General features: G+C 69.9%; 24 protein-coding genes. 8 read left to right on the top strand and 16 right to left on the bottom strand.

Features of this window, described 5'->3' with window-relative positions; all coding sequences use genetic code 11:
• Positions 1-72: 72 nt before the first annotated feature.
• Complete coding sequence (locus tag AB5J51_RS37545) at positions 73-1,125, bottom strand: YncE family protein (RefSeq protein ID WP_369779798.1); 1,053 nt, start codon at positions 1,123-1,125, stop codon at positions 73-75.
• Between the two features lie 142 nt (positions 1,126-1,267).
• On the opposite strand from AB5J51_RS37545, the gene AB5J51_RS37540 reads away from it, so the two are divergent.
• Positions 1,268-2,191 (top strand): LysR family transcriptional regulator, encoded by a 924-nt coding sequence (locus AB5J51_RS37540; RefSeq protein WP_136224052.1) that lies wholly within the window; start codon positions 1,268-1,270, stop codon positions 2,189-2,191.
• A gap of 179 nt (positions 2,192-2,370) precedes the next feature.
• Here the strand turns inward: AB5J51_RS37540 and AB5J51_RS37535 are convergent, their stop codons facing one another.
• Entirely contained in the window at positions 2,371-3,951 is a 1,581-nt protein-coding gene (locus tag AB5J51_RS37535; RefSeq protein ID WP_369779797.1) for an FAD-dependent monooxygenase, read from the bottom strand.
• A 56-nt stretch (positions 3,952-4,007) separates the two neighbouring features.
• Here AB5J51_RS37535 and AB5J51_RS37530 point away from each other — a divergent pair, with 56 nt between their 5' ends.
• Both AB5J51_RS37530 and AB5J51_RS37525 read left to right on the top strand, forming a co-directional pair.
• Positions 4,008-4,712, top strand: coding sequence for a TetR/AcrR family transcriptional regulator C-terminal domain-containing protein (locus AB5J51_RS37530; RefSeq protein WP_369779796.1), 705 nt, complete (start codon positions 4,008-4,010; stop codon positions 4,710-4,712).
• 179 nt (positions 4,713-4,891) lie between these two features.
• Positions 4,892-5,920 carry a hypothetical protein gene (locus AB5J51_RS37525; protein WP_136224050.1) on the top strand — a complete coding sequence of 343 codons (1,029 nt, stop codon included), beginning with the start codon at positions 4,892-4,894 and terminating at the stop codon, positions 5,918-5,920.
• A gap of 87 nt (positions 5,921-6,007) precedes the next feature.
• Here AB5J51_RS37525 and AB5J51_RS37520 read toward each other — a convergent pair whose 3' ends face one another.
• Together AB5J51_RS37520 and AB5J51_RS37515 are read right to left on the bottom strand one after the other, a co-directional pair.
• Complete coding sequence (locus AB5J51_RS37520; protein WP_369779795.1) at positions 6,008-6,817, bottom strand: alpha/beta fold hydrolase; 810 nt, start codon at positions 6,815-6,817, stop codon at positions 6,008-6,010.
• A 72-nt stretch (positions 6,818-6,889) separates the two neighbouring features.
• Positions 6,890-7,561, bottom strand: coding sequence for a DUF4097 family beta strand repeat-containing protein (locus AB5J51_RS37515; RefSeq protein ID WP_369779794.1), 672 nt, complete (start codon positions 7,559-7,561; stop codon positions 6,890-6,892).
• A 344-nt stretch (positions 7,562-7,905) separates the two neighbouring features.
• On the opposite strand from AB5J51_RS37515, the gene AB5J51_RS37510 reads away from it, so the two are divergent.
• On the top strand, positions 7,906-8,313 hold the full coding sequence (locus AB5J51_RS37510; protein ID WP_369779793.1) for a hypothetical protein: 408 nt from the start codon (positions 7,906-7,908) through the stop codon (positions 8,311-8,313).
• Positions 8,314-8,343: 30 nt separating this feature from the next.
• Here the strand turns inward: AB5J51_RS37510 and AB5J51_RS37505 are convergent, their stop codons facing one another.
• The 6 genes from AB5J51_RS37505 to AB5J51_RS37480 all read right to left on the bottom strand — a co-directional run bounded on the left by AB5J51_RS37505 (position 8,344) and on the right by AB5J51_RS37480 (position 12,535).
• On the bottom strand, positions 8,344-9,081 hold the full coding sequence (locus AB5J51_RS37505; RefSeq protein WP_369779792.1) for a hypothetical protein: 738 nt from the start codon (positions 9,079-9,081) through the stop codon (positions 8,344-8,346).
• A gap of 885 nt (positions 9,082-9,966) precedes the next feature.
• The gene (locus AB5J51_RS37500) at positions 9,967-10,131 is read right to left on the bottom strand and encodes a hypothetical protein (protein WP_369779791.1); all 165 of its coding nucleotides are present in this window, start codon (positions 10,129-10,131) and stop codon (positions 9,967-9,969) included.
• A gap of 122 nt (positions 10,132-10,253) precedes the next feature.
• Entirely contained in the window at positions 10,254-10,493 is a 240-nt protein-coding gene (locus tag AB5J51_RS37495) for a hypothetical protein (protein ID WP_369779790.1), read from the bottom strand.
• 17 nt (positions 10,494-10,510) lie between these two features.
• Positions 10,511-10,708, bottom strand: a complete 198-nt coding sequence (locus AB5J51_RS37490) for a DUF6247 family protein (RefSeq protein ID WP_369779789.1) — start codon at positions 10,706-10,708, stop codon at positions 10,511-10,513.
• An 856-nt stretch (positions 10,709-11,564) separates the two neighbouring features.
• Positions 11,565-11,801: a hypothetical protein gene (locus AB5J51_RS37485; protein WP_369779788.1), complete on the bottom strand. Its 237-nt coding sequence runs from the start codon at positions 11,799-11,801 to the stop codon at positions 11,565-11,567.
• Positions 11,802-12,127: 326 nt separating this feature from the next.
• Positions 12,128-12,535, bottom strand: a complete 408-nt coding sequence (locus tag AB5J51_RS37480) for a RidA family protein (protein WP_369779787.1) — start codon at positions 12,533-12,535, stop codon at positions 12,128-12,130.
• Between the two features lie 143 nt (positions 12,536-12,678).
• Here AB5J51_RS37480 and AB5J51_RS37475 point away from each other — a divergent pair, with 143 nt between their 5' ends.
• Positions 12,679-13,059, top strand: coding sequence for a helix-turn-helix domain-containing protein (locus AB5J51_RS37475; RefSeq protein WP_053786772.1), 381 nt, complete (start codon positions 12,679-12,681; stop codon positions 13,057-13,059).
• A gap of 552 nt (positions 13,060-13,611) precedes the next feature.
• Here AB5J51_RS37475 and AB5J51_RS37470 read toward each other — a convergent pair.
• Together AB5J51_RS37470 and AB5J51_RS37465 are read right to left on the bottom strand one after the other, a co-directional pair.
• Complete coding sequence (locus AB5J51_RS37470; RefSeq protein WP_369779786.1) at positions 13,612-14,193, bottom strand: hypothetical protein; 582 nt, start codon at positions 14,191-14,193, stop codon at positions 13,612-13,614.
• A 168-nt stretch (positions 14,194-14,361) separates the two neighbouring features.
• Complete coding sequence (locus tag AB5J51_RS37465) at positions 14,362-15,246, bottom strand: MBL fold metallo-hydrolase (RefSeq protein WP_369779785.1); 885 nt, start codon at positions 15,244-15,246, stop codon at positions 14,362-14,364.
• A gap of 419 nt (positions 15,247-15,665) precedes the next feature.
• On the opposite strand from AB5J51_RS37465, the gene AB5J51_RS37460 reads away from it, so the two are divergent.
• Complete coding sequence (locus tag AB5J51_RS37460) at positions 15,666-17,060, top strand: alpha/beta hydrolase family protein (protein ID WP_369779784.1); 1,395 nt, start codon at positions 15,666-15,668, stop codon at positions 17,058-17,060.
• Positions 17,061-17,085: 25 nt separating this feature from the next.
• Here the strand turns inward: AB5J51_RS37460 and AB5J51_RS37455 are convergent, their stop codons facing one another.
• Both AB5J51_RS37455 and AB5J51_RS37450 read right to left on the bottom strand, forming a co-directional pair.
• On the bottom strand, positions 17,086-17,523 hold the full coding sequence (locus tag AB5J51_RS37455; protein ID WP_369779783.1) for a VOC family protein: 438 nt from the start codon (positions 17,521-17,523) through the stop codon (positions 17,086-17,088).
• Between the two features lie 151 nt (positions 17,524-17,674).
• On the bottom strand, positions 17,675-18,322 hold the full coding sequence (locus tag AB5J51_RS37450) for a hypothetical protein (protein WP_136224042.1): 648 nt from the start codon (positions 18,320-18,322) through the stop codon (positions 17,675-17,677).
• A 351-nt stretch (positions 18,323-18,673) separates the two neighbouring features.
• On the opposite strand from AB5J51_RS37450, the gene AB5J51_RS37445 reads away from it, so the two are divergent.
• Both AB5J51_RS37445 and AB5J51_RS37440 read left to right on the top strand, forming a co-directional pair.
• A complete protein-coding gene (locus tag AB5J51_RS37445) occupies positions 18,674-19,906 on the top strand; it encodes a GNAT family N-acetyltransferase (RefSeq protein ID WP_369779782.1) in 1,233 nt (410 codons plus the stop codon).
• Between the two features lie 138 nt (positions 19,907-20,044).
• Positions 20,045-20,593, top strand: a complete 549-nt coding sequence (locus tag AB5J51_RS37440) for a YcxB family protein (RefSeq protein WP_369779781.1) — start codon at positions 20,045-20,047, stop codon at positions 20,591-20,593.
• 90 nt (positions 20,594-20,683) lie between these two features.
• On the opposite strand, the gene AB5J51_RS37435 is transcribed toward AB5J51_RS37440, so the two are convergent.
• Together AB5J51_RS37435 and AB5J51_RS37430 are read right to left on the bottom strand one after the other, a co-directional pair.
• A complete protein-coding gene (locus AB5J51_RS37435) occupies positions 20,684-21,001 on the bottom strand; it encodes a hypothetical protein (RefSeq protein WP_369779780.1) in 318 nt (105 codons plus the stop codon).
• Between the two features lie 211 nt (positions 21,002-21,212).
• Complete coding sequence (locus AB5J51_RS37430; protein WP_053786763.1) at positions 21,213-21,641, bottom strand: hypothetical protein; 429 nt, start codon at positions 21,639-21,641, stop codon at positions 21,213-21,215.
• Positions 21,642-21,738: the final 97 nt, after the last annotated feature.

Genomic DNA, 21,738 nt, shown 5'->3' with positions numbered 1-21,738 from the left:
AGCTGGGCCGTCCCCGAACTCTCACTCCCCGCTTCAGCGCGGCGTTCAGGGCCTGGTGGGTCCGGGCGGCGGTCAGGCGGGGCGCGGGAGGTACGCGAGGCCGTGCGCGCCGGGTTCGCCGAGCTTGGCGATGTTGAGCCGGGCCAGGCGCTCCAGCGTCTCCAGGTCGACGATGTCGACCGTGGACGAGACGACGCAGGCCACGTACGCGAGCCGACCGTCCGGGGACGAGGTGATGGTCAGCGGGAAGAGGCCGACCTCGAGGTCGCCCAGCTGCTTGCGGGTGTCGGCGCAGAACACCGTGAGGCGGCCGGGTGCATGGCGTCCGAGTCGGGAGGCCGCGTCGGGCGCCATGCGCACTTCGCCCGCGAGCAGCCTGCCCGTCGAGGTCAAGTGCACCGGCAGGACGAAGTCCCGTGTGGGCAGGGTGTCGACGACGGACGCCGTCCGGGTGTCGATGACCCGGATTCCGGTGGGCGGCCGTTCCTCGGCGGTGCCGGAGAAGTTGCCGTAGGGCGCGGCGACGAAGGCGCAGGTGCCGTCGGCGGAGACGGCGAGGCCCTCACTGCCCGGTACCTCGACCTTCGCGGTGAGCGTGGCCCGTTCGAGGTCGACGACCGACACGAACGGCGCTTCCTTGTTGGTGGCGTAGCCCGTCCGCCCCGCCGGATCGATGGCGAACCAGTGCGGGCCGGGCGCGTCCGTGTCGATCCTGCCCAGGGGTCGGCGGGTCTCCGTGTCGATCACCACGACACCGCCGGGCCGGTCGTCCGTACTCTCCACACTGACGTAGAGGCGACCGCGCAAAGGGTCCAGCGCCAGTCCGTGCGGCCCGTGTTCCGGGGCGAGATCGACGACCTCGACGATGCGGCGGGTGTCAGGGTCGATGACGGCCAGTTCGGTGCGCCGGCCGCCGTTCGCGTGGTAGTAGCCCGAGTGGTACGTCAGGGTGCACCACAGCAGTCGCTGCGTCGGGTCGAAACACAACTCGTGCGGCTCGGCAGGGACTTGCACATCGCCGAGGTGCCGGTCGCAGACGGCATCGAAGAACGAGACCGTCGGTCCGCTCTGACTGACGACGGCCAGGACGTCGCCTTCCCGACCGGCACGGGGGGACTGCTGCACAGCGGCTCCTTGAAAGGGGTGAAGGGAATGCCGCGCGTCTTCGCGGGCATCTCCACTCTCCGCGCCGGAGGTTGACGTGACAATGCAAAGATTGGCACTCAATCATTGACTCAGCCGTAAAAATGCAGCTCAGGAGGCATCGATGGATCTCAACCTGCTGCGAGCCCTGGACGCTCTGCTCCAGGAGAACAGCGTGACCCGCGCAGCGGAGCGCCTGGGCACCTCGCCCGCAGCGGTCAGCCGTACCCTGGCCCGGCTCCGCCGTGCCGTCGGCGACCCGCTGCTGGTCAGGGCCGGCCAGGGGCTGGTCCCGACCCCGCGCGCCGTCGAACTCCGGGAGGAGGTCAGCATGTTGCTGCGCGGCTGCGACAACGTCCTGCGGCCCGGTCCCGGTTTCGATGCCGTGCATCTCCGGCGCACCTTCACTGTGCAGGCTGCCGACCTGCTGCTGGTGGGACTGGCAGGGAACCTGACCGAGCGGATCCACGCGGAGGCCCCTGAGGTGGATGTCGTCTTCCTTCCGGAGGCGGTGGAGGGTGGCCCTGGGCTGCGGCAGGGCTGGGTGGACGTCGAACTGGGTGTCCTGGGACACCTGGACCCGGAGATCCGGACCCGGCAGCTCACGCGGATGCCGCTGGTCGGTATCGCCCGCAGCGGCCATCCCCTCTTCGACGGGCGGATCGACGCCCGCCGTTTCGCCGCGGCCGACCACATCGGCATCTCCCGGCTCGGCAAGCGCCTCGGGCCCATCGACAGGGCGCTCGCGGAACTCGGGCTGCAACGCCGGACCGCGGTGGTCGTGCCCAGCCACACGAGCGCCATGATGCTCGCCCGGGACACCGACCTCGTCGCGCTCAGCCTGGCCGACTGGCTCCCCGACACCGTCGCCGCGATGGGACTGCGGACGTTTCCCATCCCCCTCGACCTTGACCCCTTGGAGTTCGGGATGGCCTGGCACCCCCGCAATTCGACCGATCCGGGGCACCGCTGGTTCCGCGAGCACCTGGCGGCCGTCGCCCTGGCCCCGGCGGGACCGGCGGCGGCAGCCGCTCGCACCGCCAACTGACGTCGTCCTGGCCCAGACGGGTCGCACCTGCTGCCGAGCCCGTCCGCCGGGGTGCGCCGCGGGGTCTGGTAGAGCATGCAACGGCGCAGCGGCCTCAGACATGCTCGGATCCTCGAAGCCGCGAAGAGGCGGCGAGGGCGACGGCGCCGACGGCGGCGCCTCCATGGAGGCACCCCCGTTCAGGTGCTCGGCACCGGGACCGGCCTGGCCAGCACCTGGTCCAAGACCTCGGTGAGGAACCGAGCCGGATCCGTCGCCGACGCCGTGGCGCGCATCGCGACGATCCCGTCCGGACGGACGAGCAGCGCCCCTTCGTCGGGAAGCCACGGAACCGCGATGCGGTGCGCGGGGAGTCCGACTTCCGCCGCGGCGGTGAGCCATCGGTCGCCGGCGACGCCCACCAGTAGGGTCCACCGGGACGCCACCAGGTCGAGCGTGGACACCCCGTCGATCCACGCATGGGGCACCCGTGAACCCGGGGACCCGTCCAGCACCAGGTCCACCGTGGAGGGGAGTTCCGGCCGCGGGTCGACAACGGCGGCCGAGTCGTACCTCTGGCCGAGGTGCACGACCGGCGCCGCCCACACCCCCGCCGCCGCCCTGGCGGCGTCGGCCTCGGGTCCGCGTCCCCAGTGCAGCTCCGGGTCGGCGAGCCTGCGCATCGCCTGGTCCAGCGTCGCCGCAGCGACCGGTTCACGTTCGTGCGCGTAGGTGTCGAGCAGCCCGGCACCGGCCTCGCCGTGGTGGACGGCGGCCAGCTTCCACGCCAGGTTGTGCGCGTCGGCGACCCCGGTGTTGAGGCCGAACGCGCCCAGGGGCGACACGGTGTGCGCGGCGTCGCCCACGAGGAACACGCGGCCGACGGCGAAGCTTTCGGCCGCTGCGCTCCGTGGCCGCCACGAGAGCACGCTGCGCACCTCGACGTCGAGGTCGGGATCGCCGACCGCCAGCCGGACGACCGCGGCGCAGCGCTCGTGCGTGAAGTCCTCGGGGCGTTCGCCGCCTTCGATGTCGCAGGGGACGTGGAAGACCCAGTTCGTCTCACCGTCCACGGTGGCCAGCAGGCCGGGCGCCTCCGGCGCGGTGATCGTGCAGGTGGCGAAGGACATTCCCCGCAGATGCGGTCGGAGGTCGGCGCGGAACAGGATATTGATCATCGACTTGCCCAGGTCGCCCGGACCGGAGGTGCCCACGCCGAGCGCGGTCCGCACGGTGCTGTGCGTGCCGTCGGCGGCGACTACGCGCGTGCACCGCAGCGAATAGCGGCCGTCGGGTCCCTCCAGTTCGACGTCGACCCCGCCGGTGTCCTGCGCGATGCCGACCAGACGGGTCGACCAGCGCACGTCCGCTCCGCGGCATGCCAAGTCGGCTGCCACGACGGCGTCGAGCCGGTCCTGGGCGCAGACGCCGCGCAGTCTGAACGGCGTCACGTCCAGTTCGTCGGCGGACGGGGTGGGCATGGGCACGGTCACGACGTCGCCCGCGCCCATCTCGACGACGGTTCGCGCCACCGCCTTTCCCGCAGCGCCCCGGAGGTCGACCGCGGCGGCGTCGACGGCGGCATCGAGCCCGAGTTCGCGGAGGATCTCGACGGTACGCGGACCGATGCCGGTGGCCCGTGGGTGCACCGACGGCCCGGACCGGCGTTCGACGAGCACCGCCGGGACGCCGTGGTGGACGAGCAGCGCCGCGGTGAGCAGGCCGACGCTGCCACCTCCGACCACGAGCACCGGCGCTTCTGGATACACTGTCTCCGTCATGGATACACCGTACCCAGAAGGTAGGATGCGGGTCAACGAGGAAAGGAGCCGCCCCGATGACCGAACCCGTTCCCTCGTCGGTGTGGACCCGGCCGCGCCCCGAGCCGCGTCGACGTGCACCTGGGGTGGACCAGTACGTGGCCGCCGCGCTGGCCGTCGCGGACGCGGAGGGACTGGCGGCGGTGTCGATGCGCCGGGTCGCGGGTGATCTCGGTTCCGGGACTGCCTCGCTCTACCGGTACATCACCAACCGCGACGAGCTGGTGGACCTGATGGTCGACGCCGCGCAGGGCGAGGATCCGCTGCCCGAGTCCGCTGGGGACTGGCGTGCCGATCTGGGGGCGGTCGCGCACGCGTTGCGTGCGACGCTGCTGCGGCATCCCTGGTTGGCGGGTGAACTGGCGGGGAGGCCTGCGCTCGGTCCCAACTCGTTGCGGCGGTCCGAGGCCGCGCTGCGCGCCGCCGTCGCGCTCACGCCCGACATCACCCTGGCCTCGCAGGCGCTCAGCGCCGTGCACGCGTACGTGCTGGGTTCGGTCGCCGCCCAGCAGGCCCTTCGGCGCGCGGAGCAGCGCACCGGGCTCAGCGAGGAGGAGTGGCAGCGCAGCGTCGGCCCCTACATCACTGAGGTCCTCGCGGCGGGCGAACACCCGATGCTCGCCCGCCGTGTCCTCGAAGCCGAGGAGCTCGACCCCGATGTCGAGTTCGCGTTCGGTCTGGACTGCGTGCTCGACGGGCTCGCGGCACGACTGGGTCGCTGAGCGGTCAGTACGCGCAGCGGTTCACGGCCTCCGGGTGGAGGACGACCCGGCAGACCGAGCCCATGTCGAGTTTTTGCGATGCACCATTGCAGCCAGTGATGGGATGAACTGCGTGAGTATCCAGCGGGCCGTGCAGGTACGGCGCCGCTGACCGGGAACGACATTCGGAAGGACGCGGTGTGGACTCGACAGGCCGCCGCACGATCAGGCACCCCCGACCGCCTGGTGTGGACACCCTCCACTACACGGCGCGGAGCGGCCTCGAAGCCGTCCCCGATCATCGCCACCGCACGATGGTCGCCGGCGTCCTGGCCTCCGGCCTTGTCGACGAGATGATCGCCCTGACCGAAACCTTCGATCCGCTCGTCAACCTCGCGCAGGCCCGCGCCGACGCCGATGCGCTCACCACCGAGTTCGCGGCGTTCGGCGTCACCGTCCCCGCCGCCACGACCACCAACATCACGCTGATGCGCGCCCTCATGGTGCCCATCGCCGACGACGAGCTCGCCCTCGCCCTTGACCGCATCTGGGTCTTCACCACCAACACCGATGACGTGTGCTGCCACGACCCCGCAGAGGCGGAGGCCATCCTGCGGGCCGGCATGCTGCCCGAGCAACATGCATCCTCGCCGAACGCCCGGTACATCCGGCACATGTTCGACGAGGTCGCACGGTTCTGCGATCCGACGTTCCTCGCCGTCTTCAAGACCTTCTTCTACAACGCGATCACCGGCGTCCTCATGGAGGCGGAGTTCACGCCGGAGGCGTCCGACGAGGTCGACAGCGACTTCGTCCGCGTCTTCAACGGCTTCTCCCAGTTCTGGTTCACCTCGCTTCAGTTCACCGACCCCTGCTTGAGCGCCGTCCACCATCGGGCATTCTGGTCGGCAGCGCTGAGCTCCTGCGTCGCGTTCCTCAACGACATCAACGACGTCCTGTCCTTCTACAAGGAGGCGGTGCACGGCGAGGACTTCCTCGCCAGCCGGATCTACCGCCGCTCGGTGAGCGAGAACATCCCCTACCTCGCCGCCTACCGCCGGAGCCTCGACAGCGGCCTGACTGCCTACCGCCGCGTCCTGGACCTCGCCACTGACGAGCAACGCCCGCACCTCGACCGCTACATGACCGCCTTCGCCCACTGGCACTTCCATTGCCGTCGCTACCGCTGGCGCGACATCTATCCTGGGCTGGCCCCGATCGACATCTGAGCCGGTGGAACATCGGTACAGCCGTTGGACCGCGTCTCGCTGACGCCGGCGGCGGGGCTGCCCTCCCAGGACACCGGCGTGGCCGGCTCAGCCGACGTTGTGGTGTTCGCGAGTGGCGGCGACCTCGCGTACGGCGTCGGCGACGGCTCGGAAGTCCTTGCGCAGGATCTTGGAGTGGTTGCTCGCGACCTTCGCACTGACCCGGATGTTCGGGTTGCGGGCGACCACCGGGTCGAGGTCGGCGCGGATCTTTTCCATCAGCTTCGGGTCGCCGCCGAGGTTGCCGCCGGTGGCGAGCACGTACCGGGTCGGTACGGTCACACGGTCGAAGACCGGGTTGAGGGCGGCGGGCGTGCAGAGCTCGTTGATCTCGATGTTGATCTCGGCGTGCTGCGCGGCGCTCATGCGCGCGGCCAGGCCGAGCGGGCGGGCGATCGGGAACAGCGGGCTCATCCGGCGGAACAGCTTGCGGACCTGCTCCCGGGCCGCATCGTCGAGCCACTCGTGGGGCATGGCGCCGTCCACGGACACCACCCCCGCGATGCGGTCCGGGTTCCGGGCGGCCCAGTGCACGGCCAGCATGGCCCCGTAGGACCAGCCCACCAGAATCGGCCGGTCCACGCCCCGGGCCGTGAGGACGGCGTCGAGGTCACGCAGGCACGCCTCGAACGAATAGTCGCCGGCGCGCTTCGATTTGCCGCGGGCGCGCTCGTCGTAGGTGATGTGCCGGTAGCCGCTGCCGAGGTCGGTGATGACGCGCCGCCAGTGCGACTGGTCGGCGTAGGAGCCGTTGAGGTAGACCACCGGGCGGCCGGAACCGCCGGTGTCGGTCACGGCCAGTGCGGTGTCATCGATCGACACCATGCCGGTCCAGGCGGACTGCTTGATGGAGGTCATGGCTTGCCTTCTTCCAGAGTGCAGGGGGTCTCGTCGGCCTCTTCGGGCCGGATGTTCCTCAGGGGCTGCGGGTCAGATGCTGCGAGCGGTGATGTCGCCGTAGGAGGTGGTCGCATGGATGCTCAGGCCCGCGGCGGCGCCGTCGGTGTTGGTGAGGGCGTTGTGGATGCGGCCGTAGGAGGTGTCGGCGTCCAGGGCAGCGGAGACTCCGGCAGCGGCGCCGACCGAAATGTTGCCGTGCTCGGTGCGCAGGGTGACCGTGCCGCGCACGGCTTCGGTGATGTTGATGTCGCCCTTCTGGGTGCTGATCTCGGCGGGGCCGCTCAGCCGGCCGACCGAGACGTCACCAGCGAGGACGGCGAGGTGGGCGCTTGCGGCCTCCTCGAGCTCGACCGAGGCCTGGGCGCCCTCGAAGGCGACGTCACCGAGGCGTCCGATACCGCGGAACTCGGAACTGGCCGCCTTCGCCTCGATACGGGAGCCGGCCGGCAGCCGGACGGTCACCTCGACCGAGCCGGAGTCGCCCAGGAACCGGTTCTCCGCCGGTGCGGCCCAGATGCGCAGGACGCCGTCGGCATATCCGACCTCGATCTGCTCCACCGCCTTCACGTCACGGCCGCTCGAGGCATTCGCCGGCAGGACCTCGACCGCCGTGTCCGCGCGGTCCGCGGCGATGAACCGGATACGGCCGGCGGGGATGTCCAGGACGGCCGCGATCGGGGCGGGGGTGTCGAACTTCTGCATGATGCTTTCCTTCCGGCTTTTGTTTCCGATGAAGGAAAAGCTACGTTGCGTTTCGAGATTCCTCAACTGCTTCGTTGCACATAGATGACATCTACGCAGGTCATGTGCCACAAATTGTTGCAATGGATCGAAAATTAACGCAACGATAGACCACCTTCACATTGCAATGAACTGAAGGCGAAAGCTACGCCGGCGCAGCGAGAGCTGATCGCACCCGCCACTCGCGTCCGGCCCGCCCGGCCCGCCCGGCCCGCCCGGCCCGCCCGGCCCGGGCCGGCCCGCCGCACGGCACCGGGTTCCGCGGCGTCCTGCCCTACGCGCGGCACGGACGGAGAATGGGGATCGTGATGACAGTCCTGGTGGTCGGCGTACCGGAGGGCGAGGAACTGGAGCGGCTGAGGTCGCGGATCCAGCGCAACCCCCATTTCCAGGTCATCTCCCACGCCCGCACGCCCGACATCGCCCTCGCCCACGCCCGGGTCCTGCTCCCCGACATCACCGTGCTCACCCTGGCCGGAAGCTTCCGAGACGACCCGGCCGCACTCGGCATCTTCCACGGAGTACGCGCCCTGGACCCGCCCAGCGGGGTCGTACTCCGCACCAGAGCCGACGCGGCCCCCGGCGACCTCGACGGCTTCACCCTCGACGGGGCCGTCCACAGCGTGCGCGCAGGCGACGAGGAAGGACTGATGCGCGCCCTGCGCACCATCGGCCTGCGCCGGGCAACCTGCGACCCGGACGAAATGCCCTGACCGCCAAAGTCGCACGGGGAGGGGGTGCTCTCAGTGGCTGTGGCCGTCGTTGTGCTCTGGCGCCTTCGGGCCGGGCTTGGCCGTGGGGGCGGTGCTGCCGGCAGCCGGGGCCGAAGGGCCGGTGGTGGACGTGTGATCGTCTGCCGCAGGCTTTTCGGTGCTGATGGCCTCTTCGGCGGTGCCGTGGCTGTGGCCCTGACCCCCGGGCGCGCTCTCCATGGAGTTTGCGACGTCACGCAGGCCGAGGTAGGCGACAGCCGCCACGGCGAGGACGGTCAGGCCGACGAGGCTGAAGATGCGGTGCCAGGGCGTGTCGGCATCCTTGATCACGTAGGCGATGAAAGAGACGACCAGGCCGACGGGGACGAGGATCGCGCCGCGGGCCGGGAAGTCGTCGAAGTGCTGCAGTCCGCCGCTGAGCATGCCGATGCCGAACGACAACAACAGCGAAGAGCCGATCACCGCCAGCATGCGCGCAAGCCCGGGGCGCTCCCGGGTGAGGAGGAACTCGTTGAGGACGGTGGCGGCGAGGAAGACGAGCGCACCGTAGAGGGCGATCCGCGTGTAGCGGTCGGGGTCCAACGGGTGGTGGACCACGGCGCCGCTGATGAGGCCGGCGCCGACGAAGTACCCGACGTAGCCGAGATAGCGGGCGGTCAGCAGACGCTTGTGGGACGAGCGCTTCTTGCGTCGGGCGGCCCGCCCTGTCGCGGGAGCGACCGTTGCGGGGTCCGCAGGCCAGGCGTCGAGAAGCCGAATGGAGGTCATGTGCGAGTTCCTTGGGTGCTACAGGTGTGGCTCATCACCCGGCGCGCACCAGCAAGGGGCGGGCCGGGGCCGATGATGAGAGTCAGGGCAGGCTGGGGCAGAGCGCCCGGACCTATACCTGTTGCACCACTGAGCTGAGGGAACTTCGCCAGGGCGGAAGACCGGACGGGAGCGTCGGGGCCCAGAGCTGCGGCCGCATCGCGGCCAAGGAAGGGGTCAGGTCTTCCAGGGGAACGAGGTGCGGGCACGGCAGAGCGCAACCCTGCTCCGGATGGCCGGAGGCGCATGTCTCGGCGGGGTGAGAGTGCCGCCCGGTGTCGTCGCCCCTCCCACGGGGTCCCTCACCGTCGGGGTGGTGGGTCCCGTCGATTTCGACGGGCGCCTGGTGGGACACGGCCCCGCCGGTGACGTGCGCGGAGGCACTGTCGGCTCCTGCCGCGTGGGTGTAGAGGAGGGCGAACAGCAGAGCGGCCAGCCACAGCAGCCGCAGCGGCCCCGCCGGGCGGCGGCTCCGCCTCGTGCTCGATGCTGCCTGGGCCGTGACCATGCCAAGACCCTATCCGGCGGCCGGATTCCGCTGCCCGGCAGCCCCTGGTCGATCATGCCGACGCCCCGGTCGATCACTGTGACGTCATACGCTCCAGCTGACTCATCGCCGCTGTCCCGGCCCGCGGTGTCGGCCGGGTCCGCGCCCCTCGGGGTGAGGGCGCCGGGGCTTAATCTGGCTGCCGCGGTGGCGCTCGCCTTCCGGGACGAGGGCCGGCCGCTCGCAGCTGCTCGCCTACCCCGTCACGGATGCGGACCGGCCGCGACTACCCCTCCCGGGCCGAGTGCGCCACCGGCCGTCTGCTGACCACGACCGAGGTCGAGAAACGACATCCGCCTCTACCGCCGGAGCGTGCCGACGCCTTCGGCCAGGGAACGCAGGCGGCTGAGGGTGGCTTCCATGTTGCCGCCGAATGGGACGATCTTGGTCACGCGGCCGGTAAGCACACGGCCGAGGTGAGTGCGAGCGAACTCCTTGAAGGGATCGCGCTGCAACGCCTTCAAGGCTCCGCGCACAACTCGCCGACCACCAGCACATCCCCACCGCACGTGACTTCCCCGACTACGCAGCCTGAACGCCCGGCGGACCCCGCTCAGCCGCCTCGAAGCCGTCTCTGGACCGGCGGTCAGCCGAGCCAGACGATGGCCAGGACGGACAGGTGCCTTGAGAGCTGGTTGATCACGTAAACGACGGACAGTTGTCCGATGGAGGCGGCCCGGATGTCCTCGCCCTCGGGATCACCGGTATCCCACTGCGGCCAGCCCCAGGGGGAGCGGGTCGCGAGGTCGAGGACATCCCGGATCATCTGCGTCGCGGGCTCGGGAAGGTCGGTGAGCGCCTTCGCCGCGTGCGGGGATACTCGCACCCTCCAGGACGTACCGGTCACTGGCGGGTCCCCAGGACGTCCTCGAGGGCGACGAAGCCGCTCTCGTCACGACCGGAGTCGGTGTACGCGTCGACGGCCGGGGCCGAGGCGACGCGCAGCTGCCAGGTACGGACGATGTCGTGCAGCGGGGTGAGTGAGTACGAGTGACGGGAGCCTTCCAGGGCCTTGGCCCAGTCACGCTCGAGGGCGGGCACCTATTGCTCGGCACGGCGGTCGACACGCAGCTGCTCGCGCAACTGGGCTGCGGCGGCCGGGGCCGGCACGGGCGGCGGGGCGGGTGCGTACTCGGGCTGAGCACTCATGGCGTCCTCCAACGGTCCTGTTCGACACCCTAGCGAAGTCAAGGACCCAGCGGCCTCGTTCGTGTGCTGTTCCCAGGAATCGATGTGCGGTTGGAGCGGATGGACTTCACCGCGGAAACCCTGGTCGTGGTTGCGGTGCCGTGCGGTCCCGGACCGCGGTGTCCCGGCTGTTGAGTTCGTGCCCGCCGTGTGCACTCCTCGTATGAACGCGGTCTGGCCGAGCGTTCGCTTGCGGGCAAGAAGTTGCAGGTCAGGCTGCGGGTGCGTCGCTTCTTTTGTGACCGTTCCCACTGCCTCAGGAAGACGTTCGTCGAGCAGGTCCGCGGGCTCAGTGAACGCTACCTTCGCTCCAGAATCGGTTTCGTGCGGTGACTTCACGCGGTCGCGGTCGAACTCGTCGGCCGCCCCGGCGAACGGCTGTGCCGCAAGATGTCTCTCGCCGCACGAAAACCCAGGACGGCGAGCGGTTCAAGGACGGCCAGCGCCCGGCTCCAGCCGGTGTGGGTGAGCGTCCACCACACGCCCGCCAGGGCGGGGGCGCGATGCGGTTGGCTCACTGGATCAGGCCGATGTGGGGATGTTCCGGGGAGACCGGGCAGACGTGCAGTTGCAGGTCGTAGCCTCGGACGAGGTCGAGCCGGGTCGGGTTCCACGGTTCGGAATCGTCGAGGGACGAGGTGGCGAGGGCTTGGTCTTCGGAGGGGATCCAGCTCTCGGTATGGGATCTCCATTCGGATCCAGCCGCCCGTCACCTGCTCCCGTCCGCCAGCTGTTGCGGCACCTCCTTGCCCAGCTCCATGGGGTTGGGGTATTCGGTGATCTGCTCCGGCGCGAACAGGCACGGCTTGGGCACGTAGCCCTCGTCCTCCACGTCGAACGGCTCGGGCGGCGCGACGAGGACGTCGGTGACGTCGGCGGCGGTACGCCAGAACAGGGCGGTGAGCGGCTTGTCGTCCGGCTCGTGGCCGAAGGGACACCACAGCACCTGGAGCAGATCGGCCCGTCCGGGCGTGCGCAGGGGGGGATGTCCCGCACGTACAGCTGGGCCACGGGCAGCATGGCCACCGGGCCCGGTCCCCCGTGCCACTCGTCGCAGTGCGGCCACGGCTCGTCGGCGGGCCACAGCAGTGGCCCGCCGACCGAGCTGTCATGCGGTGTCGCAGACCCGGGGCGGGGTGCAACCGGGTCGCTGTGCGCGCCAGCGGGGCCAGGGTGGCCCCTGACCGGCGAGGCGCGTCACCTGGATACGCGGCCTCGTCACCGCCGCCACGGAAGTCCGGGGCCGTCAGGACCGGGGCGAGGGACGTCTGTTCAGTCGATGACCGCGGTGGCTTCGACCTCGACCAGATGCTCGGGGACATCCAGCGCGGCGACACCGAGCAGCGTGGCCGGCGGGACCGGGGCGGCCCCCAGCCTCGTGGCGGCCCGACCGAGCCCTTCCATCAGCAGGGGCATCTTGTCGGGGGTCCAGTCGACGACGTAGACGGTCAGTTTCGCCACGTCATCAAAGGAAGCGCCGACCTCGGCCAGAGCGGTGGCGATGTTGAGGTAGCACTGCTCGACCTGCGCGGCGAGGTCGCCTTCGCCGACATTGACTCCGTCGGCGTCCCAGGCGACCTGTCCGGCGATGAAGACGAGCTTCGATCCGGTCACGATCGACACCTGCCGGTAGGCGTCGATTTCCGGCAATCCGTTGGGGTTCACCAAGGTGATGGCCATGCTGCCTGCCTCCATTGCCATGAGCGCCCGCGGGCTCGCTGCCCTCGAGCCACCACACGCCTGCTCTCTTGTGGTTACTCAGGAACCGTAGGAGAGTGGTCGATGACATGGAAGAACGCACTTTCCAGTGACTGGGGAACCTGATGGTGACCAAGCAGTTCACGGGCTCGCCCGACGAAGCGGACCTGAGGCGCGCGGACTCCCTGGGGCGGGAGATCTTCTCGGACGTCGCCAACAAGTGGGCGCTCCTGATCATCGAGGCCCTCGGGGACCGCACTCTGCGGTTCAGCGAGCTGCGCGATGAGGTCGAGGGCATCAGCCACAAGATGCTCACCCAGAACCTGCGCATGCTGGAGCGCTACGGTCTGGTCGAGCGGACGGTGCACCCCGTCGTGCCGCCGCGGGTCGAGTACACCCTCACCGAGCCGGGCCAGGCCCTGCGGGTGACGATCGACGGACTGTGCGACTGGACCCACCGCTACCTCGGTCACATCGAGGCCTCCCGCGACCGCTTCGACGCCTGACGGAATGGAGCACCCTCAGGCGAAAGCCTGCGGGCCGCATTCGGGGCGGCTCGATGGACCGGCACGGGTGACGAGGCGGAGCTCAAGCGGGTGCGGACATCGCTGAAGGCCCTCACGCGGGTACCGAGACCCCGTCGGCGCCGACGAGGTCTCGCGAGCCCACTACGCCGGGGCCGTGCGACCTGGCGGTCAACCCCGCGGGGGCGTCGGGCTGTCGATCTGATCCGCTCCATGAGGCGGGACCACCGTTCGCCTCTCCTCCAGCGCCTGCGGCGCCGTCATTCGGCGGGGCCGTCAATCCTTCGAGCAGCGCAGTGAGGTACCAGCGCCCCGCCTCGGTCCGCGGCAGGCTGCCGGTGGACGCCGCAGTGACCGGCGCCGGCGAGGCGCGGTCACCTGGGCCTCCACGGTGCGGAACAGGAAGCCTTCCAGCGCACGCCAAGGATCGGTGCCGGCCGATGCCCCCTTCGAAGCAGCCGACCGACCCGCAGCTCAGGCTGTCGTGACCCGGCCGACGAAGACGGAAGACGGTGTGGGCTCTGCTGTGAGTGGTCAGCGCATGCCGACGGTGACCTCGGGGAGCGGTATGTCGGACAGGTTGAGCTGGAGCCCGATGACGGTCAGGTAGGTCTGAGAGTCGCTCAGGGTGTCGGACGGTGCCTGGGTCTGCCCGCGCGTGCTCACCAGCAGGTACCAGCCCCCGCGCTTGTAGCTGCGGGAGGCGTCGGCACTGTCACCGTTCGGGTTCAGCACCCAGCCCTGGCGCTCCAAGTCCGCACAGATCGCCTTCATTTCGGACGGTGCGGCCGCCTTCTCCCGGACGGCCGTCCAGCCCGTCCTGTTCAGGTTGGATCCGGCCGCGACCCTCGACTTGCCCTGCTCCGGGTCGAGGCCCGCCGCACGGACCGCCGTCCGGATCACTTCGTCCACCTCGTCCCGCATGAGGGGCGGCGACGGGGGTTCAGGCACCGGCGCGGGCGCCGACGCGGATCCGGACGGCTTGGACGAGGGCGCGCCCAGGTGCACACGCCCGTCGTCGTCGATCTGTACCTGGTCCGGCAGTACCACGGCGGCCAGACTCACGATCAAAGTCGCGGCCAGTCCGATCCACACCCTCTTCAAGAACGCGTTCAACGTAAAACTCCCCCCGAATGATCATTCGAGCGAAGTCTCACACATCCCGCTAGACGCCCGGCAGCCAAACCCGCGGGAGCGGTGCAGCACTGTCCCCGAGATCATCCCGGGGCACGACCCCGCCCCCGGCAGTTGTCGCCGGTGAGCTCTCCCGGTGCTTGACATCCCTCACTGGGCAGCGGTCATGGCCGGTGAGTCCTGGTAGACGAGGATGAACTCCCCGTAGGGGTGGGTGCCGTGGCGGTCTGCCGTCTCGTCGAGGGCTCTGCGCAGGGTGTGCAGATGACCTGTGGTGAGTTGGAGCGGCGGCTCGTCGGGCTGGTACGTGGTGCCGCGGGGGTAGTCCTCGCCCGCCGTGGTGGTCATCTCGATGTGGCAGCCGAGGACATGGCGCACGGGCCGGGTGGCGCAGAAGTCCAGCAGCCGGTCCACGGTGGCCGAGTAGGCGGTCCGGTCCTCGATGTAGAGCCGCCCCGGATAGAGGGAGTCGCCGGTCAGCAGGAGGCCGGTATGGCGGTCGTGGAAGACCACTGCGGCCCGCTGGTGGCCGGGGCCGGGGATCACATCGAGGATGCGGCCGCCCAGGTCCAGTTCGCCGGTGCGGTGTGGCCAGTCGGAGAGGTCGAACGCGGCTGTGACCTCGTCCAGTCCGGGTCCCACGAGGGTGGTGAGGGGCCGGTCCGCGAACTGCGGGTCAGCCGCGGTGTGGTCGCCGTGTCCGTGCGTGTGGGCGACCACCAGCGAGTATGCGCGCCTCGGATGGCGTTCCAGCCAGTCCGTGACGAGCCGGTCGACCGTTTCCCGCAGAGGGAAGTGGGCCGGGTCGGCGGACGCGCCCGTGTCGAGGAGCAGTGCCCTGTCATTGCCGAAGAGGAGGAAGAGGAAAGGGGCTTCGTAGTGGACGGATTTGTTCTGGCGCAGGAGCACCGTGTGTTCGGAGTAGGCGTGGACCTGGATCTCCGGGGCCGGGTCGTGTTTCGGAGAGGGCCAGCCCGCGTGCCAGACGACGTCGAGACTGCCTGCGACCGGGGCGCCCCGGAGAAAGTCGATCACGCCTCCAACCTACCCCTTGGCGCCGCGCCCGGGAGCGGGCCGTCGGACAAGTCCGTACAGGTCCCCCGGGCCCGGCTTGCATACGCTGCCCATCGTGGTTTCGCGGCCCGCCCCCGGCCGGCTCTGACACACCGGCCACGGCCACGGCCACACCGGCGTCGGCGCAGCACACGCCACCCGACCGGCCCACCCCCGCAGGCGATACGGGCGCGCCCCAGTCGGCCCAGCGACAGTCGGGCCTCGGGGCGCTCGGGCGCGGGCCGGGGTGGTTCAGGTCGCCCGAACGGCGCAAGGGCGGTAGGTCGGGGCGGCTGGCTGAGACCTCCCTGTTCAGGGGCGGGTGGGGGCGGCGGTCGGCTCGCTCCGCGCTGGGCGGTCGGGGAGGTCGGAGTGCCGGTCCGGCTCTACGCTCCGGTGTCATGAGCCCCGTACACGGCGATCCGCACTCCGGACCCACGCGTCGCACCCTCCTCACAGCCGGAGCGGGAGCCGCGCTCCTGGCAGGCTGCGCCCGCGGCGGTGCCCCCGGCGCCCCGGCAGCGGCCACCAGCAGCTCGGCCGCCGCCGCGGGCGGCAGCATCACCCCGGGCGCGATGACGCTGTTCAAGGACCCCGCGTACAACTTCAACGGACTCCTCGCGCTCGGAGCCTCGGGCGCCGGCTCCGCGGAGGTCGGCGAGGTCCTGACGGCCGTGAACGCGATCAACGGAGCCGGGCTGACGGCGCAGTCGTACGTCAAGACGTTCCGCAGCCTCGGCGACCAGCTCATGGCGCCGCCCCCGGGCGCCCCCGCCGACGGCCAGACCAAGCGGTTCCGGGCCCTGCGCGCGGCCCAGTACTACGGCCAGGCGCTGTTCTTCGTCCTGGGTTCGGACGACCCCGGCAGCGAGGAGCAGCTCTACAAGGCGGGACGCGCCGCGTGGGACACCTTCTGCGACCTGTGCGAGCCCGCCCCGGTGAAGGCGAAGGTGCCCTACGGGACCACACCGCTGCCAGTGTGGTTCTTCCGGCCCGACACGTCCGGCACTCCGCGCCCGACGGTGATCCTGACCAATGGCAGCGACGGCCAGAACGTCGACATGTGGACGTACGGCATCCCCGCCGCGCTGGAACGGGGCTGGAACGCGCTCGTCTACGACGGACCGGGCCAGGGGCAACTGCTCTTCGTGGACCGTGTGGTGTTCACCCCCACCTGGGAGCGGGTCGTCACGCCCCTCGTCGACTGGCTGGCGGCCCGCTCGGACGTGGACTCCGGCAAGATCGCCCTGACGGGCCTGAGCATGGCGGGCGACCTCGCACCTCGGGCCGCGGCGTTCGAGACACGCATCGCCGCCTTGGTCGCGATGCCGGGCTGCGTGGAGCCGTGGCTGGGCTTCCCGCCCGAGATCCGGAAGATCCTCACCCCGGACAAACAGCAGACGAACGACATCTGGAACAAGGAGGTCGTCCCCGAACTGCCCCCGGACGCGGCCGACGTGATGAAGAAACGGTTCGAACCGTTCTCCGTGCCCGCGATGCTCGAAGCGCGCCAGGGCAAGCTGTTCACCGACTTCTACACCCCGGCCAACCGCGTCAAGGCGCTGTCCATCACGGACGTCGTCGGCCGTATCAAGGCGCCGACCCTGGTGCTGGATTACGAGGGCGAGCAGTTCTACCCCGGCCAGCCGCGCCGCATGTACGACGCCCTCACCTCGCCCAAGGACTACCTGAAGCTGACGGCGGCCCAAGGGGCGCAACTGCACTGCTCCCCCATGGCCCCGCAACTGCACTGCGAGGTCGTCTTCGACTGGCTCGGCAAGACGCTGGGCTCGTAGGTGGGCGAACCGGCCCGATCGGCCGTCAGTTCTTCTTCAGCTCTTCGGCGAGCATCACAAGGATGCCGCTGGGACCGCGGAGGTAGGTGAGCTTGTAGACGTCCTCATAGGTCGCCACACCGCGAAGGGGCCTGCATCCGTGCATTGCCGCCGTCTCAAGGGCTTTGTCGATGTCGTCCACCGAGAAGGCGACGCGGTGCATGCCGATCGTGTTGGGACGAGTGGGCTCCGACTCGATCGCTTCGGGGTGGATGTACTCGAATAGCTCAAGGCGACCGTGACCGTCCGGCGTCTGGAGCATCGCGATGTTGGCGTGATTGCCGTCCAGGCCGACAGCGGTATCGGTCCACTCACCACTGACCGTGTCACGGCCGACGACCGTGAGGCCGAGGTCGGTGAAAAAGGAGATCGCTGCTTCGAGATCGCGCACGGCGATCCCGACGTTCTCAAGTTTGATGGCCATGCGTTGCATGCTACCGAGACGGACGGACCGGGTGGTTCCGCCTGCCGGCACCACCACACCGGCCAGCAGCGACAGAACCAGGCCCAAGCATCGGCGGCGCGGCCACCGTCGTAACACGCGGGCCGCGCCGCCCTGCCCGCCTGGGGGAGTGTCAGCCCCCGATGGGCCGGAAGATCCCGCCCGGAATGATCACCGGACGGTCGATCACCTTGAAGCGGTACTCCATGTTCACATCGTCGATCAGGAACGGCATCCGGTTCGCCGCGTCCTCGATCGCCATGAAGCTGATGTTCACCTTCTGCGGAGACGAGCCGTAGAAGGCGTCGGGCAGTGTGACCGTCACCTTCTCGTAAGAACCGTTGGTTCCAGCCTTGTTCATGCGGTCGTGCAGCTCATAGGGCGTGCCGTCCTCCGCCGTGGCCTCCACGATCAGCTGGCGGAAGCCGAAGCCGCTCGCCCCTCCGGAGACCACATCGCTGCGCACCCAGAACGAGAGCACCGGAACCCGGTACGCCGGGACCGTGATCTGCTGCGAGATGCGGCTTATGCCCGTCAGGCCCTTGCCGCCCAGCTCCGCCTTGCCGGTGCCCGAGTGGGCCGGCCACGCGGAGGAGTTGTTGATGAGGTGCCCTGCGAACGGGGTCACTTTCTCGTTCCAGGACGCGTTGCCGCTCTCGAAGCCTGCGTTCGCGATTTCGGACGTGCCCGCGCTGGCGTTCGGTGCGGCCATGAACATGCTCGTGGCCGCGACGGCGGTGGCGGCAGCGAGAATGCTCGCTCTCCGCGCTCTCTTTCTCATGGATCTCCTGGCTGTTTCTCGGTTTGTGAACAAGGACGCGCCGCAACAGCCGACGGCCCGCCCTCGTACACCCCTGACGTCATGTCACGAGGGTGCTGCGGTGGGGCATGCCCTCCCGAGGAGTCGGTGGTCTGCCATCTCAACCGCGGCGCACACTGTAACGCCTCGGTACGACAATCCGACCTCGGGGCTGGCGAGCGCTGCTGCCGCGTGCCGCCATCCGGGGTGCATCAGGCGAGCGGATGGGGATCGCCACCTGCGAAAATTCGATTGCCCCCTGCCACGGGTCAACGCTGCAATGTGGCCTGACACCACGAGTCGTGGTGCCGGTGTCCCGAGGAGGCAGCAGCAATGGAGATCCGTCCCACGGCCGTCAAGGATCTCGACGTCTTCATCGACACGGTCCACGCCGCGTTCGGGCGCTTCCCGGAAACCCCGATCGAGGGCGGCGGGCTCTGGTGGTCGGCGCTCGAAGCGGACCGCTGCATGCTCGCCCTGACGACAGACGGGCGGCCCGTAGGCACCGCCGCCACGTACTCCTTCGAGCTCACCCTGCCCGGTGCGACCCTCGTCCCGGCCCCCGGGGTGACCGCCGTCGGCGTACTGCCCTCACACCGGCGCCAGGGCGTGCTCAGCGGGATGATGCGGCATCAGCTCGCCGAGCTGCGGGCCCGCGGGGAACTCCTTTCCGTGCTGCTGGCCTCTGAGGCTCCGATCTACGGCAGGTTCGGCTACGGACCGGCGACCTACACGGCGCAGCTGAAGGTGGCGCGCCACGAGGCCGCTCTCGCCGTTCCACGGGCGCGCGACGTGGTCGGCGCACCAGCGACCGGCTCGGACAACGGCTCGGTCGAGGTGCTGCCTCGGGCCGAGTGCGGAGAGATTCTGGAAGAGGTCTACGACCGGTATCGCCGCACCCAGCCCGGCGCGCTGTCCCGGCCGCACCGCTGGTGGGCCTTGCGCGCGGGGCAGCCCCCGATCTCGTCGGCGCCGCGCTACGTCGCTGTCCACCGTGACGTGGACGGCGTCCCGGACGGGTATGCCAGCTACTTGACAGGCGAGGGTCAGACCTTGACGGTCGACGAGACCATCGCCACCGACGACGCTGTCTTCACGGCCCTGGCCCGGTTCGTACTCGGTCACGACCTGGTCTCTCAGGTCGTGTTCAAGCACGTCCCGCCCGAGCACCCGCTGCGCTGGCAGTTCGCGGACTTCCGCGCCGGCGAGGTGAGCGGCGACACCGACTGGCTGTGGGTACGGCTGCTGGACGTCCCGCGGGCGCTGACCGCCCGCGGCTGGTTCATGGACGGCGAGCTCGTCCTCGACGTCGACGACCCGTTCCTCGGCGAGCACTGCCGCTACCTGCTGACCGTCCGGGACGGCAGGGCCGACTGCGTGCCGACCGACCGGGAGCCCGACCTGTCCCTGGACATCCGGGACCTGGGCTCGGTCTACCTCGGCGGCACCGCCCCGAGCACGCTCGTGCGTGCCGGACACATCCAGGCCCACCGCCCGGGCGCGGCCCATCTCGCGGACGCCCTCTTCCGCTCAGAGCGCTCCCCGCACTGCCTGCACTGGTTCTGACCGCGCTCGCAGACCCCGGACGAGTCCCGTTCCGTCGGCTACTCGTTCGTCCTGACGAACAGGCCGGTACTCGTCGAAGCCTTGGCATCCCGTACGTGGTTACCGGCTCGCAGGGACGGTGTCGTACTCTCCGCTGTCATGAACACGGAACAAGCCAGACAGGCCGAAAACCCTGCTCCGGTCAGCATTGCGCGGTTCGACTACACCCCCGCCGCCGCGGACTACGACAGGGCTCTGTGGCACTACACCCTCCGCTCCTGGCCCGGGCGCACCAGGCACCTGCTGCCGCTCTACGCGGCAGCGGCCGTCGCGTTCGCCATCCGGGCGTGGAAGTGGCACTTCGACCAGACGGAGATCGTGGTCACGGGCACGATCTGCGCCATCGCGGTGCTCGTCGTACGCCAGTGGTTCCGCCGGCACCGGACGCGGGACCAGTACGCCACCCACGCGGAGCACGGTGTCTGTCTCACCACCCTCGGCGAGGACGGGCTGACCACCACCGGCGCATCCGGACACACCGTCACCGCCGACTGGAACTCCTACCCCTGGTGGTTCGAGACGCCCGACCTGTTCGTCCTCACCGGCAGCATGGAGTTCTTCTTCGTACTGCCCAAGCGCGGTGCGGCATGCCCTGAGGACCTCGAGCAGACCCGCGCTCTGTTCTCCCAGCGCCTGCGACGCATCTGACCGGCGGCGAAACGGCCGGATGAGCCCGGCTTTGCTTCGCCGACCCGGTCGCGGCCCGCTGACCTCGGCTCCACCGGGCCGCGCTGCCGGTCAGTCCACCCGCTTGGGCATCACGATCCGGCTCGCCCGCTCGCCCGGGCCCGAGATCAAGCACCACGTCCCGCGGTCCAGGATGCCGTCCTTCTCGGGACTGGCGTCCACCGCTTCGGGGAAGGTCACCTCGGCTGCCAGCAGTTCGAAGTCCAGCGGCAGTTCCAGCTCGCAGGCCGCGCCCCCGCGAGGGTCCACGATGAAGCCCTCGCGGCCCGGCACGTACCGGTTGCCGTAGGCGAGCAGCAGCTCGACGACGGGCAGCAAGGTCCTGTACGGCGCTGTGCTGCCCGGACCGCCGGGGGCGATCTCAATCATGGTGTGACCCTCTCTTTCTCGGTCACTCTCCGTCGCCGCCCCAGTTCTGCATGGGATGGTCCCGCATGTACTGGCGGTGCATGTCGGTGCGGGCACCCACCTGGACGGCCTGATAGTAGGCCGTGGCGTCACGTCGTATCACCACCGGCGAGCGCGAACCCGTCCGCCCGGGCAAGACCGTCTGGGCCGACCGTCCCCTTGGGCCGCGCGGCTAGAGCTTCGCGATGTCCTTGTGCATCACGTCAACGCTGTCGAAGTGGTAGGCGGCCAGGCGTACCTTGAGCGGGTGGCCCGCCGGGGCCTTGATGATGACCTCGCGCGTCTCGCCCATGCCGATGCCGTAACACGAGGGCTCGGGGGTGAGGGAGGTCCAGCCGTCCCCGCCTGCCTTCGGGTCGTTCCACTGAACCCAGGCGCAGTCACGCTCGCCGGAGGTGATCAGCACGTAGGTGACCTTGACGGAGTTCACCGCGCCGTCGATGCGCTCGTACTTCACCGTCGCCGTGTTGTGGTGGAGGTTGGCACCGGCCTCCAGGTTGACAGTGCTGAGGGTGGTCTCGGCGGCGGCCGGGGTCACGCCTCCCGCGAGTGTCGCGGCGGTCAGGGCAAGGGCGGCGGGCAGGGCAGTGGATATGCGCATGTTCCTTCTCCACAAGGGTAGTTGGGGCGCTCGCGCGCACCTTATCCCGGGGGTCGGTCATTGCCCTTCCATGACCTGTCAGTTCAGGCCGCAGAGG

The organism is Streptomyces sp. R33 (assembly GCF_041200175.1).
In the GTDB taxonomy this organism is placed as follows: Bacteria; Actinomycetota; Actinomycetes; order Streptomycetales; family Streptomycetaceae; genus Streptomyces; species Streptomyces katrae_B.
This window is presented reverse-complemented; position numbering and strand designations above follow the sequence as displayed.

What these genes read in the sequence shown, in the direction of transcription:
- AB5J51_RS37540 (WP_136224052.1), top strand. Translation starts at nt 1,268, where the DNA reads ATGGATCTCAACCTGCTGCGAGCCCTGGACGCTCTGCTCCAGGAGAAC.
- AB5J51_RS37535 (WP_369779797.1), bottom strand. Translation starts at nt 3,951, where the DNA reads ATGACGGAGACAGTGTATCCAGAAGCGCCGGTGCTCGTGGTCGGAGGT.
- AB5J51_RS37530 (WP_369779796.1), top strand. Translation starts at nt 4,008, where the DNA reads ATGACCGAACCCGTTCCCTCGTCGGTGTGGACCCGGCCGCGCCCCGAG.
- AB5J51_RS37520 (WP_369779795.1), bottom strand. Translation starts at nt 6,817, where the DNA reads ATGACCTCCATCAAGCAGTCCGCCTGGACCGGCATGGTGTCGATCGAT.
- AB5J51_RS37515 (WP_369779794.1), bottom strand. Translation starts at nt 7,561, where the DNA reads ATGCAGAAGTTCGACACCCCCGCCCCGATCGCGGCCGTCCTGGACATC.
- AB5J51_RS37505 (WP_369779792.1), bottom strand. Translation starts at nt 9,081, where the DNA reads ATGACCTCCATTCGGCTTCTCGACGCCTGGCCTGCGGACCCCGCAACG.
- AB5J51_RS37480 (WP_369779787.1), bottom strand. Translation starts at nt 12,535, where the DNA reads ATGGCCATCACCTTGGTGAACCCCAACGGATTGCCGGAAATCGACGCC.
- AB5J51_RS37475 (WP_053786772.1), top strand. Translation starts at nt 12,679, where the DNA reads ATGGTGACCAAGCAGTTCACGGGCTCGCCCGACGAAGCGGACCTGAGG.
- AB5J51_RS37460 (WP_369779784.1), top strand. Translation starts at nt 15,666, where the DNA reads ATGAGCCCCGTACACGGCGATCCGCACTCCGGACCCACGCGTCGCACC.
- AB5J51_RS37455 (WP_369779783.1), bottom strand. Translation starts at nt 17,523, where the DNA reads ATGGCCATCAAACTTGAGAACGTCGGGATCGCCGTGCGCGATCTCGAA.
- AB5J51_RS37450 (WP_136224042.1), bottom strand. Translation starts at nt 18,322, where the DNA reads ATGAGAAAGAGAGCGCGGAGAGCGAGCATTCTCGCTGCCGCCACCGCC.
- AB5J51_RS37445 (WP_369779782.1), top strand. Translation starts at nt 18,674, where the DNA reads ATGGAGATCCGTCCCACGGCCGTCAAGGATCTCGACGTCTTCATCGAC.
- AB5J51_RS37440 (WP_369779781.1), top strand. Translation starts at nt 20,045, where the DNA reads ATGAACACGGAACAAGCCAGACAGGCCGAAAACCCTGCTCCGGTCAGC.
- AB5J51_RS37435 (WP_369779780.1), bottom strand. Translation starts at nt 21,001, where the DNA reads ATGATTGAGATCGCCCCCGGCGGTCCGGGCAGCACAGCGCCGTACAGG.
- AB5J51_RS37430 (WP_053786763.1), bottom strand. Translation starts at nt 21,641, where the DNA reads ATGCGCATATCCACTGCCCTGCCCGCCGCCCTTGCCCTGACCGCCGCG.